This window comes from Bacillus sp. A015 (genome assembly GCF_053851875.1).
On record NZ_JBSPZB010000001.1, the window covers coordinates 166,518 to 186,073 of the forward strand.

The window sequence follows — 19,556 nt, forward strand, 5'->3', positions numbered from 1 at the left end:
ATGTCAATCATAGAATTATTCCCTGCTTTTCTTCTAGTTTTTATTCGGATCACCGCTTTTTTTGTGACAGTACCACTTTTAGCGCATAGAACGATACCAGCTGTACACAGAGTTGGATTCTCACTGTTTTTGGCTGTCATCAGTTTTAGCACGATTAAAGAACCGCCAGCACTCGACATAGACGGTCTTTATATGATGCTTGCGGTGAAAGAAGCCATGGTCGGACTTCTTCTTGGGCTGATTGCATATATCATGGTGTCCTTTGTTAAAATTGCCGGCTCATTTATTGATTTTCAAATGGGTTTTGCGATCGCCAATGTTATTGATCCGCAAACAGGAGCGCAAACACCGCTGATGGGGCAGTTTTTTTATACGGTCACACTGCTATTGATGCTTGCAACGAATGCACATCACCTGCTGCTTGATGGGATATTTTACAGCTTTCAATATATTGCAGTTGATCAGTACGCGCTGAATTTCGGCAGTGAATCCTTTGCTTACTTTATCGCAAAGAGCTTCAACCAAATGTTCATTATTGCCTTTCAAATCTCGGCACCTGTTGTGGCAAGTTTGTTTTTAGTCGATTTAGCATTAGGGATTGTAGCACGTACGGTTCCGCAAATGAACGTATTCGTTGTCGGACTTCCTATTAAAATGGGTGTGAGTTTTATTATGATCATCATCTGTATGGGCGTGATCTTCGGAGTCGTCCAAAATACATTTGAAACGATTGTGCTCACCATGAGGAATTTCTTAGCATTGGTCGGTGGTTCGTCATGATGACAAGGCTTAGACTAGACTTGCAATTTTTCGCAGGTGAAAAAACAGAAAAAGCAACGCCAAAAAAAAGACAGGATTCACGAAAAAAAGGGCAGGTTGCCAAAAGTACCGACGTCAATACAGCCATCTCATTTCTATTAATCTTTTTATCATTCTTTTTTATTGGGCCTTTTATGAAAGAGCGTATTATTGCGCTCATTGAACGTTTTTATTCAACAACAATGCTAATGAAAGTTAGCACATCTAATATTCATCAACTATTCTTGGACTTGCTTCAAGAAACAGCACTCCTCCTCATGCCGATTCTTGGTGTTGGTATGCTGGCAGGTGTCATCAGTAACTATTTACAAGTCGGGCTTCTCTTTTCGACAGAAGTGATCAAACCGAAATTAGAAAAGCTCGATCCAATCAAAGGGTTTAAACGAATATACAGTATTCGAGCCCTCGTAGAGCTATTAAAATCCATTCTGAAAATTGGTTTTGTTGGTTTTGCGACATTTATTGCACTATGGACGCACTTTGACGAAATCCTGCGGCTCCCTCTACTAACAGCGGAGGAAACCCTGCATTTCGTCGCAAATATGACCTTGATTATGGGCCTATATGCAGCAGGTGCTCTTCTGATCTTAGCATGGCTTGATTACATGTATCAGAAATTTGATTATGAAAAAAACTTACGGATGTCTAAGCAAGACATCAAAGATGAGTATAAAAAATCAGAGGGTGACCCGCTCATAAAATCAAAGATTAAACAGCGCCAGCGGGAAATGGCCATGAGACGGATGATGCAGGAAGTCCCAAAAGCGGACGTCATCATTACAAACCCAACTCACTACGCAATTGCCTTGAAATATGACGAAGAAAAGATGGATGCGCCCTTTGTTGTAGCAAAGGGAACAGATATTTTGGCTATGAAAATTAGAACGATTGCGAAAGAGCACGATATCATGACCGTAGAAAACCGGCCGCTAGCTCGTGCGCTATATGATCAGGTCGATATCAATCAAGCGGTGCCAGAAGAATACTTTAAGGCCATCGCAGAAATTTTAGCTTACGTATATAAAACGAAACAAAAGATTTTATGAATTTTTGGTTTTAAAAGGAGAGAACAGGCATGTCAGCAAGAGATTTATCTGTTTTATTCAGTGTTATTTTAATTGTGGCGATGCTGGTCATACCGTTTCCGCCCATTCTATTAAGTATTTTAATCATTATTAATATTTCTCTTGCGCTTATCGTGCTTCTCACCACAATGAACATGCAAGAACCACTGCAATTTTCGATTTTTCCATCATTGCTTTTGCTCTTAACGCTGTTTCGCTTAGGGCTTAACATCTCTACAACACGTTCTATTTTATCAACTGGAGATGCTGGAAAGGTTGTAGAAACGTTTGGTTCATTTGTTGTTGGAGGAAATGTACTCGTTGGTCTGGTTGTCTTCCTTATCCTGATCATCATTCAGTTTGTTGTGATCACCAAAGGGGCTGAGCGTGTATCAGAGGTTGCTGCAAGATTTACACTTGATGCGATGCCAGGTAAACAGATGAGTATTGACGCAGATTTAAATGCAGGAATGCTGACAGAAAGTGAAGCAAGAAATCGCCGTGAAAAGGTATCGAGAGAGGCAGACTTTTATGGTGCGATGGATGGTGCAAGTAAGTTCGTCAAAGGGGATGCCATCGCAGGTATTATCATCGTCATTATCAATATTATTTTTGGAATCATTATTGGGATGCTTCAGAAAGGAATGTCGATTCAAGAATCAGCTTCCCACTTTACGCTATTAACGGTAGGGGACGGGATTGTTTCACAAATTCCTGCACTCCTCATTTCAACAGCGACAGGGATTGTCGTCACGAGGGCTGCTTCTAACGGAAACCTTGGTTCTGACATTACTAGTCAGCTCTTTGCATTCCCGGCTATGCTTTACGTCACAGCAGGCACGATCTTCCTTCTTGGTTTGTTTACTCCGATTGGCGTACTTTTGACAGGACCGATCGCAGGTTTGCTTGCACTCGGGGCATACATGATGTCGAAAAACAAACAGGATCAAGAAGAAATTGAAGAGGTGCTGGAGGAACAAGCTGAGGTAGAAGAGATGAAAAGTCCAGAAAGCGTCATTCATCTCCTGCAAATGGATGCCATTGAATTTGAATTTGGCTATGGTCTGATTCCGCTCGCTGATGCCAATCAGGGCGGTGACCTGTTAGATCGAATTGTGATGATCCGAAGGCAGCTTGCCCTCGAACTAGGCCTTGTCATTCCAGTTGTCCGAATTCGAGACAACATTGCACTTAACCCAAATGAATACCGGTTGAAAATTAAAGGGAACGAAGTGGCAAAAGGTGAGCTGCTGCTTGATCACTACTTAGCGATGTCCCCAACGCCTGATGATGATCCGATTGAAGGAATTGAAACGATCGAACCATCCTTTGGCTTGCCGGCTAAATGGATATCAGAAGCAGAAAAAGATCAGGCTGAGATGCTTGGCTATACGGTTGTAGATCCTGCATCTGTTGTGTCTACTCACATCACAGAGAAGATTAGACAAAACACACACGAACTGCTCGGACGCCAAGAAACGAAGCAATTAATCGATCATCTTAAAGAAAGTTATCCTGTCTTAGTGGATGAGGTGACGCCAAATCCATTGGCAGTTGGTGATATCCAAAAGGTACTGGCAAAGCTGCTGAAAGAAAAGGTTTCTATTCGAAATCTTGTCACCATTTTTGAGACGCTTGCAGACTACGGAAAATTAACGACGGATACAGATTTGTTAACAGAGTATGTCAGACAGGCGCTGGCAAGACAGATTACCGCACAATATGCAAGAGAAAATGAATCATTGAAAGTTGTGACATGCTCAGGCCGAGTTGAAAAGGTGATTGCTGACAGCGTACAGCAGACGGAGCATGGCAACTACTTATCGTTAGATCCAGAATCCTCTGAAAGTGTGATTCAATCCGTGGCGAGAGAAATTGAACAGCTTTCGCTTCGTCAGGAAACGCCAGTTCTATTGTGCTCACCTCCTATAAGAATGTACGTCAAGCAGCTGTTAGAAAGATATTTTCCAGAATTACCGGTACTATCATATAACGAACTAGAAGCAAATGTGGAAGTACAGAGCATCGGAGTGGTGGATATCTAATGAAAATGAAAAAAATCACAGCGAATTCTATGCAGGAGGCAACGATTCAAATTAGGCAGCAGCTTGGGAAAGATGCCGTCATTTTAAATTCGAAAACCGTTGTCAAACGAAAGCTGTTCGGTTTAAAAAAACAGCAAATGGTCGAAGTGATTGCGGTGCTGGATCAAGATTTTGAAGAAAGAGCCGGTGAAGGCCTAAACCCAGATCTTCCTATCCCGGTGTTACCGAAAAAGGAGCCGGTTCAAAAGCAGGCGCAAGAACCATCCTTTGCTCCTGAGGAAGTCAAAGCCGTTGCCCCTCATTCTCAGCCTTTAGAATATACAAGGAACGAGCGGCATGCTGGAATTTTGCCTGATTCTCTTATGGCGGTCGATCAAAAGCTAAAGGATCAAGGTCTTGATGATGAGATTCGAGATGAGTGTTTAAAGGGTCTTTTAACGAAGGGTGCTGTCAAGGAAGATCAAATAAAAAAAGAACTTGAAAAACTGCTCACAGAGATGCTGCCAGCTCACACCTCTGATGAGCCGATGATTCGTTCGAAATATATTGTGCTGTTTGGTTCAACGGGCGCTGGCAAAACGACAACGATTGCAAAGCTGGCTGCCAAAACGGCTATTCAGCATCAAAAGAAAATCGCTTTTATTACAACGGATACGTACCGAATTGCAGCGATCGAACAACTAAAAACATATGCTGAACTGCTGAATGCGCCGCTTGAGGTTTGTTATTCAAGAGAGGATTTTGTGAAAGCGCAGCAGACCTTTAAAGATTATGATCATATTTTCATAGACACAGCAGGCCGTAACTTTAAAGAAGAAGCGTATATGAAAGAGCTGACAGACATTATTCCATTTGATGAAAGCATTCAAAGTTTCCTCGTCATGAGTGCGACGTCGAAGTATCAGGACATGAACGCCATGGTCAAACGTTTTGAACACGTTCCAATCCATCAATTCATTTTTACGAAAGTAGATGAAACAGACACGATGGGAACGATCTTTCAAATCATTGCAGAATCTCAAATTGGGCTCGGTTTTTTAACAAATGGCCAAAATGTACCTGAGGATATTCTTGAGGGCTCTCCTCTTGAATTAACAAGGATGGTCTTACAATGATGAAGCCTGACCAAGCAGAAGGTCTAAGAAAACTTGTTCAGCAGAGTCAAACGATAACGCCGGCCCCTCTTGGCGTAAGCGGACTGGCAAAAACCATTGCAGTCATGAGCGGTAAAGGCGGAGTAGGCAAATCGAATTTGACGCTGAACATGGCACTGTCCATCGCTAGTGCAGGCAAGCGAGTGTTAGTCATCGACCTTGATTTTGGCATGGGGAATATTGATATTTTATTAGGGAAAACATCGACTAGCTCTATATTAGATGTTCTCGTCAGGAAGAAATCTTTCCAAGCGGCCATGACAAAAGGAACTGACAATCTTTATTACATTTCTGGCGGAAGCGGACTTGAACAGCTGTTTTCTTTAGATAAAGAGCAATGGTCATTCTTTCTGGAGGAGGTGGAGAGAATGATGCGTGATTTCGATTGTATATTCTTTGATATGGGTGCAGGCTTGTCAAAAGATCAACTGCCTTTTGTCTTATCGGCAGGAGAAGTGGTGGTCGTGACAACGCCAGAACCAACATCCATCATGGATGCCTACAGCGCGATTAAACACTTAGCCATTCATCAGTTTGAGCAGTCAGTGCAAATCATTGTTAACCGGTGTAAAACCCCGTCAGAAGGGTCTGAAACTTACCGGAAATTAGCAGGAGTGGTCACATCATTTCTACACAGAAAGCTTGTGTTTGCTGGGGCTGTGCCTGATGATCCTGCGGTTCCTAAAGCAGTAGCAGAACAAATTCCATTTTATATCAAGCAGCCTCATTCAAGGCTGAGTAAAACAATGAAAATGCTGGCGGAAACACTTTATCATCAGCAGATAAGAGAGGCACGGAGAGAGCAGCATACGTTTATAGATAAGTTGTCCTCTTTTTTTAAAAGGAGGAAGGTGGACTCATGATTAGAGTGCTTGTAGTAGATGACTCGGCCTTTATGCGAAAGCTCATTAGTGATTTCCTAAGTGCCGAACAAGAAATTGAAGTCGTGGGAACGGCGCGAAATGGGGAAGATGCCTTAAAACGGATCAAGGAATTGAATCCAGATGTTGTCACACTAGATGTGGAAATGCCTGTTTTAAATGGAACAGAAGCATTAAAACAAATTCTGGCTGAACATGACCTTGCTGTGATTATGGTGTCAAGCCAGACAAAGCAAGGGAAGGATTTAACCATCCATTGCTTAGAGCTCGGTGCTTTTGACTTCGTGACAAAGCCTTCGGGAAGTATTTCGCTCGATTTACACAAAGTAAGAGGTCAAATTGTAGAGCGGGTACTTGCGGCAGGTCTGTCTAGGAAACGCACTGAGAAACAGGTTTCTCCTAAGCCAGTCATCAAGCCGCCAAGTCCAGTGGCTGTTCCCCGTCTGCAAGAAGTAAAAAGCGGCTCACTTCGAAAGATTATTTCAATCGGAACATCTACGGGAGGGCCAAGGGCGCTTCAACGAGTCGTCACGAAGCTGCCAAAGGACATAGAGGCGCCAATTTTGATTGTGCAGCATATGCCGGCAGGATTTACGGCATCACTTGCTACGAGGTTAGACCATTTATCACAAATTGCGATTAAAGAAGCACAAGATGGAGATATCGCTAAAAATGGAGTGGCTTACATAGCTCCTGGTGGAATGAATATGTCACTTCATGAACAAGGGGCGTCTTTAGTGATCAGGCTGTCCCTAGAAGATACTGACAGCCGGCACAAACCTTCTGTTAACTATTTATTTGAATCTATCAGCAACATAAAAGGTTACGAGAAAATTGCTGTCATTATGACAGGGATGGGTAGCGACGGCACAGAAGGTGTCAAAAAAATGGTCGCAAGCGGTCATACAAAAGTCATTGCAGAAAAAGAAGAATCATGTGTTGTTTTCGGAATGCCTAAATCAGTCATTAAAGCAGGCCTTGCACATGAAACAAGGCATGTGGATGACATCGCACATGCAATTATAAGCTCCATGAAAAAAGAGAGGGCGTGAACACGTTGGATGTAAACCAATACTTAGATATCTTTTTAGATGAAAGCAGAGAACACTTACAAGCTTGTAATGAAAAACTTCTCGAATTAGAAAAGAACCCAACCGACTTGCAGCTAGTGAATGATATTTTCAGAGCGGCCCATACATTGAAAGGCATGAGTGCAACGATGGGCTATGCTGATATGGCTCAGCTGACGCATCACTTAGAAAACATGTTTGATGCCATCCGGAATGAACAAATGATTGTCACTCCTGAGTCAATGGATACGATGTTTGAAGCACTCGACCACCTTGAAGCAATGGTTCAATCGATTGCAGAAGGCGGGGACGGGAAACGTGATGTCACAGAGATTAGTAAAAAGCTAGACGTGACAGGAAGCCATGCGGAGGCAGCTTCTAGCGTTGAGACAGCTGATGCATCAGCTCCTGCCGCTAACGACTTAGACTATAATGAATTTGAACGAACAGTTCTTGATGAAGCGAGAGAACAAGGCTTTAAATGCTATGAGCTGACCGTGACATTAAGCGACGCATGCTTATTAAAAGCAGTTCGTGTCTATATGATTTTTGAAAGACTCAATGAAGCAGGCGAGGTCGTCAAAACGGTTCCGAATGCAGAACTTTTAGAATCAGAAGATTTCGAATCTGAATTCAGTATTTCTTATCTATCTAAACAGCCGATGGACGAAGTGAAGAAAATCGTGACGGCGATCTCAGAGGTTGAACATGTTGAGATCTCTGAAGTCCCCGCATTTGAAGAAACTGCCTCGGCTGAAAAACTAGAAGCAAAACCTGAACAGAAAAAAGAAAAAGTATCCGTGCCTGCTGCTAAAGCGCCAGCAAACGAAGCGCCAAAAGCAAATGGCAATAACGGTGCAGCTGCCGGCGGTACGAAAACAATTCGTGTCAACATCGATCGTCTAGATTCTCTTATGAATCTGTTTGAAGAACTTGTTATTGATAGAGGACGTTTAGAACAGATTGCAAAAGAGCTTGAAAACAACGAACTCACTGATACGGTCGAAAGAATGACACGTATATCAGGCGACCTGCAATCGATCATCCTGAACATGAGAATGGTACCTGTAGAAACTGTGTTTAACAGGTTCCCGCGTATGATTCGTCAATTGACGAAAGAGCTTAATAAGAAAATTGAACTCATCATTGAAGGCGCTGAGACAGAGCTTGATCGAACAGTGATCGACGAGATTGGAGATCCGCTCTTACACTTACTCAGAAACAGTCTAGATCACGGGATTGAATCGCCAGAAGAACGTGTGAAAAAAGGCAAGCCAGAAAAAGGAACCGTTCTATTAAAGGCTTATCATAGTGGAAACCACGTCTTCATTGAAGTAGAAGATGACGGTGGCGGGATTAACCGTAAAAAGGTGCTTGAAAAAGCACTAGAGCGCGGGGTTATTACAGAAAGAGAAGCGGAAACCATTGAAGATCATCAAATTGATTCATTGATCTTTGCAGCAGGATTCTCTACAGCTGATACGATTTCTGACATCTCAGGCCGCGGTGTAGGTCTTGACGTTGTGAAAAACAAGCTGGAATCATTAGGCGGTTCTGTGAGCATCAACTCCACAGAAGGCCAGGGCTCATTGTTCTCTATCCAGCTCCCGCTTACATTGTCAATTATTTCCGTTCTTCTTGTGAAACTGGAAGAGGAAACATTTGCGATTCCGATTTCTTCTATTATTGAAACGGCTGTGATTAAGAAAAGCGACATCCTTCAAACGCATGATCGTGAAGTGATTGATTTCCGCGGATTTATCGTACCGGTCGTGTACCTGAAGAAACAATTCCACGTACCAAATGCGAATGAATTAGAGGAAGAACTGCACATCATCGTTGTTCGTAAAGGGGACAAGCTGACAGCATTTGTGGTCGATTCATTTATTGGTCAGCAAGAGGTTGTATTGAAATCACTAGGAGATTACCTGCCAAACGTGTTTGCAATATCGGGCGCAACAATCCTAGGTGACGGTCAGGTTGCACTCATCGTTGACTGTAATGCACTGATCAAGTAAAAAACAATAGAGGAGCGGTCTGAAATGAGTACAGATATCAAAACTGGCGAAAAGATGATTGTGTTTATCGTAAACAAAAAAGAATACGCCATTTCAGTATCAGAAGTAAAGTCCATTGAAAAATGGCAGCAGCCGACAAGAATTCCTGGCGTTGCCCCTTATATATGCGGCGTCATTAATCTGCGCGGTGTGGTGACACCTGTCATCGACCTTAGAGTTAGACTTGGATCAACTGACAACGAGATTACAGATGAAACTAGAATGATTATTGTACAATTTGGTGACATTGAAGTCGGCTGGGTTGTTGATGAAGCAAATGATGTCATTACAGTCCATAAGGAAGAAGTAGAATCTTCTCCTGATTCAGCTGAAAAAGAAGGACAAGCATGGGTGATAGGTATCATTAAGCATGATCAGCGTCTATTTAATATCATTCATGCTGGTGCTGTCCTCGACAATAGCGTTCAAGATGCGCCTGTTCATTAAGGGGGATGTGAAATGAACATTTTCAGTGAAATGAAAGATGCACAGTTAGATGTATTAAGAGAGGTAGGGAATATCGGAGCAGGCCACGCAGCGTCTGCTCTTGCCAACCTATTAGATCGCAAAATAGATATGGCTGTTCCTTTTGTCAAGGTTCTCTCGTTTGAAGATTTAATGGATTTCTTTGGCGGTGCAGATCTTCCAGTTGCAAGCATTTTCCTGCGAATGGAAGGGGATTTATCCGGTTCCATCTTTTTCATTATGCCGTTTGAGCAAGCAGAGCAATTTGTAAGAGAGCTTGTACAGGACCCAGCGTTTGATATTGATACCATTCATGAACACGTGCTAGGGACGTCAGCATTGCATGAGCTAGGAAATATTTTAGCAGGCTCTTATTTATCAGCCCTTGCCGATCTAACAAAATTGAAGCTTTACCCAAGTGTTCCAGATGTCACTCTCGATATGTTCGGTGCTGTCATTAGTGAAGGGTTAATGCAGTTCAGTCCTCTCGGTGATCAGGCAATTGTGATTGATACATCCATTTTTGATGATCAAAATAAGCAAGAGCTGAAAGGAAATATGTTTCTATTACCAGACTTTGAATCGTTTGACAAACTGTTCAAAGCATTAGGTAACCTATAATGAACGTGCAGATTCCGGCAGTTGTAAAGGTTGGTATAGCGGATGTTCAGCTTGTAAAAACACCGGACCGCATTCGGACATCCGGTCTTGGTTCTTGCGTAGGGCTTGTCCTGTTTGATCAAGAGAAAAAGCTGGCAGGTCTTGTCCATGTCATGCTTCCAGACTCATCCCTTGCAAAAGGGGCGGTGGAGAACTTGGCTAAATATGCAGATACAGGTGTCAAGCATACAATTGATCTGCTCCTAAAAGAAGGAGCACGCAAACATGCGCTAAAGGCGAAACTTGCTGGTGGCGCGGAAATGTTTAAGTTTAAGTCAACCAATGATCTGATGAGAATTGGACCTAGAAACGTATCAGCTGTTAAAGAACATCTGTCTCTTCATCATATCCCGATCATCAGTGAGGACACGGGCGGGAATAATGGACGTACGATTGAATTCGATCCGCTTACGACAGAGCTTGAGATCCGCACTGTGAAGCATGGCATTATGAAGATATAACTAAGGAAGTATAGGGGGAGAAAGATGCAATCCTTAAATTACGAAGATCAGGCGCTATGGGCTAGATGGAAAGAGTGGAAGGACCCAGCTGCTGGAGATGATCTTATGCGCCGCTATATGCCGCTCGTCACATATCATGTTGGAAGAATTTCCATCGGTCTCCCGAAGTCAGTGCATAAAGAAGACTTGATCAGTCTAGGGATGCTCGGTTTATATGATGCCCTTGAAAAATTTGACCCCGGAAGAGATCTGAAGTTTGATACATATGCATCCTTCAGAATCCGCGGGGCCATCATCGACGGTCTTCGTAAAGAGGACTGGCTACCTCGTACATCAAGAGAAAAAACAAAAAAAGTAGAAGCGACTATTGAAAAACTTGAACAGCGTTATTTGCGAAATGTGACGGCGACAGAGGTTGCCGAGGAACTCGGCATGAGTGAACAGGATGTTGTCACAACGATGAATGAAGGTTTCTTTGCGAATTTGCTCTCAATCGACGAGAAGCTGCATGATCAAGAAGACGGAGAAAACATCCAAGTCATGATTCGCGACGAAAAGTCTGTGACACCTGAGGAGAAAATGCTGAAAGATGAATTAATTGAACAGCTTGCTGAAAAGATTACAGAGCTTTCGGAAAAAGAAAAGCTTGTGATCAGTCTTTTCTATAAAGAAGAACTGACATTAACGGAAATCGGTCAAGTGCTCAATTTATCCACCTCGCGCATTTCACAAATTCATTCGAAGGCATTGTTCAAGCTTAAGCATCTGCTTGATAAAGCCATTCAATCTTAAAGAGTTAGTGAGTGAAAAAATATGTTATGGCTGATTAGCTTTATGCTTCATGCTGCACTTATTTATTTTGTGATTATTTTATACACGAGAATGAATTCGCTGAAGGCAACTGAACAAAAGCAACGAGAGCTTTTAGAAGAAACGGAAAATACCCTGGCTGCATTTTTGATGGAAGTCAAAGAAGAGAATGACAAACTATCAAAAGCTGCAGCCGCTTCCCCTGATTTTTTTGCTGAAGAGCTGAAATCGGATATTCAGACACCAAAGCAACCACAACCACCAACTGAATCCCAGCAATCGGTAGAAAGTGAAGATCCAGTACCAGAGCACCTGTCGGCTCTCCTTAGCGAGGTTGAGGTGCAGGAAGAGAAGGTAAACGAACCCGTTCCAAATCTTGAAACAGAAGCTCCTGAGCCTTCTGAAAATGAAATAGAAGAAACATTCCAAGATCAAGTGAAGGCCTTATATGATCAAGGGCGGTCACTAGAAGAAATAGCGAAAGAATTGAAAACTGGTAAGACAGAAATCGAGCTTTTATTAAAATTTAGCGGAAAGCTGTAAAGGATTCTTGATTGTCAGTCCATCATGTGTTATATTATTTCTTGGTGTTAAATACACACGCTTGATGATTCATATGAAGGTGCTGCGTGGCGCAGTTTTATGTGAACATGACTTAAGCGGAGGAAAAAAAACCATTATATTAGGAGGCAACAAAATGTCAGTTATTTCTATGAAGCAATTGCTAGAAGCTGGTGTTCACTTCGGTCACCAAACTCGCCGTTGGAACCCAAAAATGAAGCGTTACATCTTTACAGAGCGTAACGGTATCTACATCATCGATCTTCAAAAAACAGTGAAAAAAGTAGAGGAAGCTTACAACTTCACGAAAAACCTTGCTGCTGATGGAGGAAAAATCCTTTTCGTTGGTACGAAAAAACAAGCGCAAGATTCAGTGAAAGAAGAAGCAATCCGTTCTGGTATGTTCTATGTAAACCAACGCTGGCTTGGTGGAACGTTAACAAACTTTGAAACAATCCAAAAACGTATCAAGCGTTTGAAAGATATTGAAAAAATGCAAGAAAACGGTACTTTCGAAGTTCTTCCTAAGAAAGAAGTCGTTCAACTGAAAAAAGAATTAGAGCGTCTTGAAAAATTCTTAGGCGGAATCAAAGACATGAAGAGTCTTCCGGATGCACTTTTCATTATCGATCCTCGTAAAGAGCGTATTGCAGTTGCAGAAGCTCGCAAACTGAATATCCCAATCATCGGTATCGTTGACACAAACTGTGACCCAGACGAAATTGATGTTGTGATCCCTGCAAACGATGATGCAATCCGTGCTGTAAAACTTCTAACTGCTAAAATGGCAGATGCGATTCTTGAGTCTAAACAAGGCGAAGAAGAAGCTGTTGTAGAAGAAACGACAGAATCTGAAACAACAACTGCGTAACCTATTCAAAAGGTGATAAGAGGGAAATGCCTTTTATCACCTTTTTTTCACCTAGTAATCCGTGTTTTAACATAGAAGGAGGAAATGTAAAATGGCAATTACTGCTCAATTAGTAAAAGAACTGCGTCAAAAAACGGGTGCAGGTATGATGGACTGTAAAAAAGCGTTAACAGAAACTGATGGTGACATCGACAAAGCAATCGATCTTCTAAGAGAAAAAGGAATCGCAAAAGCTGCGAAAAAAGCAGACCGTATTGCGGCAGAAGGATTAACTCTTATCAAAACTGACGGCAACACAGGCGTGATCCTAGAAGTGAACTCTGAGACTGATTTCGTTGCGAAAAACGAAGGATTCCAAACACTTCTTAACGAACTTGCTGATCATTTACTTGCTGCTAAACCTGCAACAATTGAAGAAGCTCTTGCTTCTAAAATGGAAAACGGTTCAACAGTTGAAGAGCATATCACATCTGCAATTGCGAAAATCGGAGAGAAAATCACTCTACGTCGTTTCTCTGTCATCACGAAAGAAGATAACGCAGCATTCGGTTCTTACTTGCACATGGGCGGACGCATCGGTGTATTAGCGGTTCTTAACGGAACAACTGATGAAGAGCTTGCAAGAGACATTGCAATGCACGTTGCTGCTGTAAATCCTAAATATATTTCTCGTGACCAAGTGTCAGAAGAAGAAGCAAACCGTGAGCGTGAAGTATTAACGCAGCAAGCACTTCAAGAAGGAAAGCCTGAAAACATCGTAGCTAAAATGGTAGAAGGCCGTCTAAACAAATTCTTCGAAGAAATTTGCTTACTTGACCAAGCGTTCGTTAAAAACCCAGATGAAAAAGTGAAACAAGTTGTAGGTGCGAAAAACGCAACTGTTCAAACTTATGTTCGCTATGAAGTGGGCGAAGGTATCGAAAAGCGTCAAGACAACTTTGCTGAAGAAGTTATGAGCCAAGTGAAAAAATAATGTTTGAAAAGCTCTCTGGGGCTTTTTTAGGGAGCACAAGTACTGTGTTCCCTATTTTTTAGAGGATATTGATTTACAAAAGGCAGTTTCTTACGCATAATAAGAGACGGTATAGTTTACACTTGGAGGTTATCATGAGCAAACCGAAATATAATCGCATTGTACTGAAGCTAAGTGGCGAAGCACTAGCAGGTGATGCTGGAAATGGAATTAACCCAACTGTCATTCAATCAATTGCAAAGCAAGTAAAAGAAATTGCAGAACTTGATGTTGAAGTTGCAGTCGTTGTAGGCGGAGGAAACCTTTGGCGCGGTAAGACAGGCAGTGACTTAGGAATGGACCGGGCAACAGCAGACTACATGGGCATGCTTGCAACAGTGATGAATTCACTGGCGTTACAGGACAGCCTAGAAACGCTTGGCATTCAGTCTAGAGTACAAACCTCTATCGAAATGAGACAGGTTGCAGAGCCATACATAAGAAGAAAAGCGATCCGTCATCTTGAGAAGAAACGTGTCGTGATTTTTGCTGCAGGTACTGGTAACCCTTATTTCTCTACAGATACAACTGCAGCACTTCGTGCAGCAGAAATTGAAGCAGATGTCATTTTAATGGCGAAAAATAATGTAGATGGTGTCTACAGTGCTGATCCTCGTACAGATGCGGATGCAGTAAAATATGATAAGCTTTCATATCTTGATGTACTAAAAGAAGGGCTTGCTGTAATGGATTCTACTGCGTCCTCATTATGTATGGACAATGACATTCCATTAATCGTATTCTCCATTATGGAAGAAGGAAATATTAAACGTGCCGTAAATGGCGAATCAATCGGAACGATCGTGAGGGGGAAATAACGTGTCAAAAGAAGTGTTGAACCAAACAAAAGAAAAAATGGAAAAAGCCGTTCAAGCATACGGACGTGAACTAGCAACTGTTCGCGCTGGTAGAGCAAATGCTTCACTACTAGATAAAGTGACAGTTGATTATTACGGTGCACAAACACCACTCAACCAAATTGCGTCAATTACAGTGCCAGAAGCACGTATGCTTATTATCACACCTTACGATAAAACAGCGATCGGTGATATCGAAAAAGCGATCCAAAAGTCTGATCTTGGCATCACGCCAACAAGTGACGGAAATGTGATCCGCATTGCGATCCCTGCGCTAACAGAAGAAAGACGTAAAGAGCTTGTGAAAGTTGTGAAAAAATACTCAGAAGAAGCAAAAGTAGCTGTTCGTAACGTTCGTCGTGATGCAAACGATGATTTGAAAAAGCTTGAGAAAAATGGGGAGATCACTGAAGATGAATTAAGATCATCTACAGAGGATGTTCAAAAATTGACAGATGAATATGTCGCTAAAATTGATGACGTGACGAAAGATAAAGAAAAAGAAATCATGGAAGTTTAAGAAAAAACTATGTACAATAGATAATAGTGAAAAGACCCTCTTCATGTTTACAGGGGGTTTTTTTGTTAATACTGTTGATGACTATATTATTAGCGGGAACGCAACCTTTTTGGGTGATGGAGGAATCTCATGCTCAATATACTCAAAAATTGGAAGAATCAGCAAACAGCAGCTTCCAACTTAGAAAGCCTGACAAAAGAAGACATATTAAATGGAGAAATTCCTGAACATATCGCCATTATCATGGATGGGAACGGAAGATGGGCGAAAAAACGCGCTCTTCCACGGGTAGCAGGACATCATGAAGGAATGAAAGTCGTCAAGCGCATGACAAAGCTTGCAAATGAGCTGAATGTCAAAGTGCTGACTTTGTATGCTTTCTCTACGGAAAATTGGAAACGTCCAAAACTAGAAGTAGACTTTTTAATGAAGCTTCCTGAAGAATTTTTAAACATCTATCTGCCTGAACTCATCGAGGAAAATGTTCGTGTGCGCTTAACAGGTGATCCAGACGGCCTCCCGCAGCATACAAAAAGAGCGGTAGAGAACGCAGTGAAGAATACGGCGAATAATGACGGACTCGTTTTAAACTTTGCGCTCAATTATGGAGGGCGAACAGAAATCGTCTCAGCATGCAGACAAATTTCTGAAAAAGTCAAAGAAGGTAAGCTTAGAGCAGAAGACATCACAGAAGAGATGTTTTCAGCTTATTTAATGACAGAATCTCTTCAAGATCCGGATTTGCTTATTCGCACGAGTGGAGAAATTAGATTAAGCAACTTTATGCTTTGGCAAATTGCGTACAGCGAGTTTGTCTTTACGGATGTGCTTTGGCCTGACTTTTCTGATGAGCACCTTATAAGTGCTATCGGAGAGTACCAGCGCCGCGGCCGGAGGTTCGGTGGAATTTAGAGGGTGGTGCAGATGAAACAAAGAATTTTGACGGGTGTTTTGGCAGCTGCAGTCTTTTTGCTTGCAGTTATATATGGACAGATGCCATTTACCCTGCTGATTTATTTAATGGGAAGTGTCGCTCTCTTTGAGCTTTTAAGAATGAAAAAGATCTCGATTTTCAGCTTTCCTGGTATTGTCAGCTTAATATTGCTTTGGCTTTTAATGGGCGGAGAGAACAGTTTCTTCCTGAACGCAGACGAATTAAAATTGCAAATTACTTTATTTGCTGTCTTAATCCTTTTAACTTATACAGTGTTGAGCAAAAACTCTTTCACATTCGATGAGGTTGCTTTTGTCGTATTGGCGACAATATATATTGGCGTCAGTTTCTATTATTTTATCCAAATTAGAGGCCTATATGGGATGACCGGGATATTCTTTGCAGCAGTGATTATTTGGTCCACTGACTCAGGTGCCTATTTTGTTGGGAAATCTATGGGGAAACGAAAGCTCTGGCCAGAGATCAGCCCAAACAAAACAGTAGAAGGATTTATCGGCGGAATCGTCACAGCGGTCGTGTTGTCACTTGTGTTTCAGGCGGTTACAGGATTTTTGCCATCATATCTGCTTGTTATGTTTATTACCCTTTTGCTAAGTATTTTTGGACAGCTTGGCGACCTTGTGGAATCTGCTTTAAAGCGTCATTATCACGTGAAGGATTCAGGGACAATACTCCCTGGCCATGGCGGGATTTTGGACAGGTTTGACAGCTTTTTATTCGTTCTGCCGTTTTTATATTTACTGCTGGACACGTTTGTCAGCTAACCTCATAGAAACTTATTGAACGAGAGAAGGAGTGGCAATTTGAAATATATTTCGCTATTAGGCGCAACAGGATCAATTGGAGAACAAACGTTAGATGTGATCAGGCAGCACCAAGACAAATTTAAGCTGAAAGCCATGACGTTTGGCAGAAATGTAGACAAGGCAATTCCCATTATTGAGCGTTTTCAGCCTGAATTCGTCGGGTGTTTAGACGAAGAGACCTATCGCACGCTAAAAAGTCATTCATTTGCATACGATGTCAAGATGGCAGCAGGTGATGAAGCCAACACCCAGGCAGCGACCTATGAGGCAGTGGACGTTGTGGTCAATGCACTTGTAGGAAGTGTTGGGCTTGTTCCAACATTAAAGGCCATTGAACAAAAAAAGACGATTGCACTCGCAAATAAGGAAACACTTGTGACAGCTGGTCATATAGTAAAAGAGTACGCCAAAAAGTTTGATGTACCTTTACTTCCTGTCGATAGTGAGCACTCCGCTATTTTCCAATGCCTGCAAGGTGAACAAGCTAAAAACATTGAACGCTTAATCGTGACAGCTTCAGGTGGTAGTTTCCGAGATAAAAAACGAACTGAACTTGAAGGTGTTACGGTTGAAGAAGCGCTGAATCATCCGAACTGGTCAATGGGAGCAAAAATTACAATCGATTCAGCGACCATGATGAATAAAGGGCTCGAGGTGATCGAGGCGCATTGGTTGTTTGACATACCATATGATCAAATTGATGTGCTGTTACATAAAGAGAGCATTGTCCATTCGATGGTGGAATTTCACGACAAAAGCGTCATGGCTCAATTAGGTACACCTGACATGAGAGTGCCCATTCAATATGCACTCACTTATCCTGACAGGGCGCCATTAAAAGAAGCGAAATCATTGAACCTTTGGGAGATTGGACAACTAAATTTCCAAAAAACGGATTTTGACAGGTATCGCTGCTTACATTTTGCTTATGAATCAGGTAAAATAGGAGGGACAATGCCTGCTGTGCTAAATGCAGCAAATGAAATTGCAGTGGATGCATTTCTAAAAGGCAAAGTGACGTTCCTGCAAATTGAAGAATTGATTGAAAAGGCACTAATTAGACATCATGTGATTTCAAAGCCTAGTTTGCAAGATATCCATGAAGTGGACAAAGATACACGAAACTTTGTTCAATCAATCCTCACATAAGGTGGTATGTTCGTGAATACAGTGATTGCGTTTATTATTATTTTTGGAACGCTCGTTTTTTTCCACGAGCTTGGCCATTTAATTATGGCGCAGCGCGCGGGTATTTTATGCCGCGAGTTCGCAATTGGTTTTGGGCCAAAGGTTTTCTCCTTTAAACGAAAAGAAACGGTTTATACCATTAGACTTCTACCAATCGGTGGATTTGTCAAAATGGCGGGAGAGGACCCTGAAGTCATTGAAATTAAACCAGGTCATACAGTGGGGCTCTTATTCAATGAGCAAAATGAAGTAGAAAAAATCATTTTAAATGATAAAGAGAAATATCCTGATGCACTTGTCATCGAGGTCGAGCAGATTGATTTAGATCATGCCATGAGAATCTCAGGATATGAAGCTGGAAATGAAGATATTCTGACTGGCTACAATGTGAGTCAAACAAGCTTCTATATCGCAGATGGTGAAGAAATTCAAATCGCACCATACAATCGTCAATTTGGCTCAAAAACGGTATGGCAGCGTATTAAAGCCATCGCAGCTGGACCGATTATGAACTTTATCCTGGCATATGTGATTTTAGTCGCTTTAGGTTTTATTCAAGGTGTAACCGTAGATGATCCTGTGCTCGGTAAGCTCACGAAAGATGGCCGAGCGGCGCAAGCTGGTCTCATGCAGGGGGATGAAATCGTTTCGATTAACGGGGATAAAATGAATTCTTGGACAGACGTGGTTCAAACGGTTCAAAAAAACCCTGAGAAAAAAATGAATGTCGTCATTGACCGAGACGGCAAAGAAAGCACTGTGCAGGTTGTACCAGAAGCTGTGAAAGCAGACGGGAAAAACATTGGCCGTTTTGGATCATACCCGCCAACGGAAAATGGATTTCTAAAAGTCATTTCATCTTCAGGAACGACTGTGATATCAACGGCAGGTCTTATCTTAACGAACTTGCAAAAAATTGTCACAGGACAATTTTCACTAGATATGCTGGCAGGTCCTGTCGGGATCTACGACATGACAGGAGAAGTAGCCAAACAAGGTGTGTTAACATTAATGCAGTTTGCAGCGTTCCTCAGCATCAACTTAGGAATCGTGAATTTATTACCGATTCCTGCATTAGACGGAGGACGTTTACTTTTCTTATTTGTTGAAGCCATTCGCGGTAAACCAATTAATCGTGAGAAAGAAGCACTTGTTGTCTTCATCGGTGTTGCTTTCCTCATGCTGCTAATGCTAGTGGTTACGTGGAACGACATCCAGCGATTATTTTTATAAAAACCAATGTCTCTTGTTTCTCATCATGGGAAACAAGAGTTTTTGTGAGAAGTCCTATTTCATAAAT

20 protein-coding genes are annotated in these 19,556 nt (G+C 42.0%); all 20 read left to right on the forward strand.

Features of this window, described 5'->3' with window-relative positions:
- Positions 1-780, forward strand: coding sequence for a flagellar biosynthetic protein FliR (fliR, locus tag ACSLGF_RS00860; protein WP_456001512.1), 780 nt, complete (start codon positions 1-3; stop codon positions 778-780).
- Positions 777-1,865 (forward strand): flagellar biosynthesis protein FlhB, encoded by a 1,089-nt coding sequence (flhB, locus tag ACSLGF_RS00865; RefSeq protein WP_456001514.1) that lies wholly within the window; start codon positions 777-779, stop codon positions 1,863-1,865. Before fliR ends, flhB begins: the two co-directional genes overlap by 4 nt.
- 29 nt (positions 1,866-1,894) lie before the next feature.
- Entirely contained in the window at positions 1,895-3,928 is a 2,034-nt protein-coding gene (flhA, locus tag ACSLGF_RS00870) for a flagellar biosynthesis protein FlhA (RefSeq protein WP_456001516.1), read from the forward strand.
- A complete protein-coding gene (gene flhF / locus ACSLGF_RS00875) occupies positions 3,928-5,043 on the forward strand; it encodes a flagellar biosynthesis protein FlhF (protein ID WP_456001518.1) in 1,116 nt (371 codons plus the stop codon). Before flhA ends, flhF begins: the two co-directional genes overlap by 1 nt.
- Positions 5,040-5,945 carry a MinD/ParA family protein gene (locus ACSLGF_RS00880; RefSeq protein WP_456001520.1) on the forward strand — a complete coding sequence of 302 codons (906 nt, stop codon included), beginning with the start codon at positions 5,040-5,042 and terminating at the stop codon, positions 5,943-5,945. The genes flhF and ACSLGF_RS00880 overlap by 4 nt, the downstream gene beginning before the upstream one ends.
- Complete coding sequence (locus ACSLGF_RS00885) at positions 5,942-7,015, forward strand: protein-glutamate methylesterase/protein-glutamine glutaminase (protein WP_456001522.1); 1,074 nt, start codon at positions 5,942-5,944, stop codon at positions 7,013-7,015. The genes ACSLGF_RS00880 and ACSLGF_RS00885 overlap by 4 nt, the downstream gene beginning before the upstream one ends.
- A gap of 5 nt (positions 7,016-7,020) precedes the next feature.
- Positions 7,021-9,051 (forward strand): chemotaxis protein CheW, encoded by a 2,031-nt coding sequence (locus ACSLGF_RS00890; RefSeq protein ID WP_456001524.1) that lies wholly within the window; start codon positions 7,021-7,023, stop codon positions 9,049-9,051.
- Positions 9,052-9,075: 24 nt separating this feature from the next.
- A complete protein-coding gene (locus ACSLGF_RS00895) occupies positions 9,076-9,537 on the forward strand; it encodes a chemotaxis protein CheW (protein WP_456001526.1) in 462 nt (153 codons plus the stop codon).
- Positions 9,538-9,549: 12 nt separating this feature from the next.
- Positions 9,550-10,176 carry a chemotaxis protein CheC gene (locus tag ACSLGF_RS00900; protein WP_456001528.1) on the forward strand — a complete coding sequence of 209 codons (627 nt, stop codon included), beginning with the start codon at positions 9,550-9,552 and terminating at the stop codon, positions 10,174-10,176.
- Positions 10,176-10,676 (forward strand): chemotaxis protein CheD, encoded by a 501-nt coding sequence (locus tag ACSLGF_RS00905; protein WP_099725846.1) that lies wholly within the window; start codon positions 10,176-10,178, stop codon positions 10,674-10,676. The genes ACSLGF_RS00900 and ACSLGF_RS00905 overlap by 1 nt, the downstream gene beginning before the upstream one ends.
- Positions 10,677-10,700: 24 nt before the next feature.
- Entirely contained in the window at positions 10,701-11,468 is a 768-nt protein-coding gene (locus ACSLGF_RS00910; protein WP_456001530.1) for a FliA/WhiG family RNA polymerase sigma factor, read from the forward strand.
- 21 nt (positions 11,469-11,489) lie between these two features.
- The gene (locus tag ACSLGF_RS00915; protein ID WP_456001532.1) at positions 11,490-12,029 is read left to right on the forward strand and encodes a Swarming motility protein SwrB; all 540 of its coding nucleotides are present in this window, start codon (positions 11,490-11,492) and stop codon (positions 12,027-12,029) included.
- Between the two features lie 154 nt (positions 12,030-12,183).
- Positions 12,184-12,918 (forward strand): 30S ribosomal protein S2, encoded by a 735-nt coding sequence (rpsB, locus tag ACSLGF_RS00920; RefSeq protein WP_353855734.1) that lies wholly within the window; start codon positions 12,184-12,186, stop codon positions 12,916-12,918.
- A 91-nt stretch (positions 12,919-13,009) separates the two neighbouring features.
- Positions 13,010-13,891: a translation elongation factor Ts gene (tsf, locus tag ACSLGF_RS00925; protein ID WP_456001534.1), complete on the forward strand. Its 882-nt coding sequence runs from the start codon at positions 13,010-13,012 to the stop codon at positions 13,889-13,891.
- A 134-nt stretch (positions 13,892-14,025) separates the two neighbouring features.
- Positions 14,026-14,748, forward strand: coding sequence for a UMP kinase (gene pyrH, locus ACSLGF_RS00930; RefSeq protein ID WP_008344767.1), 723 nt, complete (start codon positions 14,026-14,028; stop codon positions 14,746-14,748).
- A 1-nt stretch (position 14,749) separates the two neighbouring features.
- Positions 14,750-15,307 carry a ribosome recycling factor gene (gene frr / locus ACSLGF_RS00935; protein ID WP_024424150.1) on the forward strand — a complete coding sequence of 186 codons (558 nt, stop codon included), beginning with the start codon at positions 14,750-14,752 and terminating at the stop codon, positions 15,305-15,307.
- Positions 15,308-15,436: 129 nt separating this feature from the next.
- Entirely contained in the window at positions 15,437-16,219 is a 783-nt protein-coding gene (locus ACSLGF_RS00940) for an isoprenyl transferase (RefSeq protein WP_456001536.1), read from the forward strand.
- Between the two features lie 12 nt (positions 16,220-16,231).
- Positions 16,232-17,026, forward strand: a complete 795-nt coding sequence (locus tag ACSLGF_RS00945) for a phosphatidate cytidylyltransferase (protein WP_456001538.1) — start codon at positions 16,232-16,234, stop codon at positions 17,024-17,026.
- A gap of 39 nt (positions 17,027-17,065) precedes the next feature.
- A complete protein-coding gene (gene dxr / locus ACSLGF_RS00950) occupies positions 17,066-18,217 on the forward strand; it encodes a 1-deoxy-D-xylulose-5-phosphate reductoisomerase (protein ID WP_456001540.1) in 1,152 nt (383 codons plus the stop codon).
- Between the two features lie 6 nt (positions 18,218-18,223).
- Positions 18,224-19,489: an RIP metalloprotease RseP gene (gene rseP, locus ACSLGF_RS00955; RefSeq protein WP_456001542.1), complete on the forward strand. Its 1,266-nt coding sequence runs from the start codon at positions 18,224-18,226 to the stop codon at positions 19,487-19,489.
- Positions 19,490-19,556 lie beyond the last annotated feature (67 nt).

Excerpts from the sequence above, each read along its gene's own strand:
- fliR (WP_456001512.1), top strand. The coding sequence starts at position 1 with ATGTCAATCATAGAATTATTCCCTGCTTTTCTTCTAGTTTTTATTCGG.
- flhB (WP_456001514.1), top strand. The coding sequence starts at position 777 with ATGATGACAAGGCTTAGACTAGACTTGCAATTTTTCGCAGGTGAAAAA.
- flhA (WP_456001516.1), top strand. The coding sequence starts at position 1,895 with ATGTCAGCAAGAGATTTATCTGTTTTATTCAGTGTTATTTTAATTGTG.
- flhF (WP_456001518.1), top strand. The coding sequence starts at position 3,928 with ATGAAAATGAAAAAAATCACAGCGAATTCTATGCAGGAGGCAACGATT.
- ACSLGF_RS00880 (WP_456001520.1), top strand. The coding sequence starts at position 5,040 with ATGATGAAGCCTGACCAAGCAGAAGGTCTAAGAAAACTTGTTCAGCAG.
- ACSLGF_RS00885 (WP_456001522.1), top strand. The coding sequence starts at position 5,942 with ATGATTAGAGTGCTTGTAGTAGATGACTCGGCCTTTATGCGAAAGCTC.
- ACSLGF_RS00895 (WP_456001526.1), top strand. The coding sequence starts at position 9,076 with ATGAGTACAGATATCAAAACTGGCGAAAAGATGATTGTGTTTATCGTA.
- ACSLGF_RS00900 (WP_456001528.1), top strand. The coding sequence starts at position 9,550 with ATGAACATTTTCAGTGAAATGAAAGATGCACAGTTAGATGTATTAAGA.
- ACSLGF_RS00905 (WP_099725846.1), top strand. The coding sequence starts at position 10,176 with ATGAACGTGCAGATTCCGGCAGTTGTAAAGGTTGGTATAGCGGATGTT.
- ACSLGF_RS00910 (WP_456001530.1), top strand. The coding sequence starts at position 10,701 with ATGCAATCCTTAAATTACGAAGATCAGGCGCTATGGGCTAGATGGAAA.
- ACSLGF_RS00915 (WP_456001532.1), top strand. The coding sequence starts at position 11,490 with ATGTTATGGCTGATTAGCTTTATGCTTCATGCTGCACTTATTTATTTT.
- rpsB (WP_353855734.1), top strand. The coding sequence starts at position 12,184 with ATGTCAGTTATTTCTATGAAGCAATTGCTAGAAGCTGGTGTTCACTTC.
- tsf (WP_456001534.1), top strand. The coding sequence starts at position 13,010 with ATGGCAATTACTGCTCAATTAGTAAAAGAACTGCGTCAAAAAACGGGT.
- pyrH (WP_008344767.1), top strand. The coding sequence starts at position 14,026 with ATGAGCAAACCGAAATATAATCGCATTGTACTGAAGCTAAGTGGCGAA.
- ACSLGF_RS00940 (WP_456001536.1), top strand. The coding sequence starts at position 15,437 with ATGCTCAATATACTCAAAAATTGGAAGAATCAGCAAACAGCAGCTTCC.
- ACSLGF_RS00945 (WP_456001538.1), top strand. The coding sequence starts at position 16,232 with ATGAAACAAAGAATTTTGACGGGTGTTTTGGCAGCTGCAGTCTTTTTG.
- rseP (WP_456001542.1), top strand. The coding sequence starts at position 18,224 with ATGTTCGTGAATACAGTGATTGCGTTTATTATTATTTTTGGAACGCTC.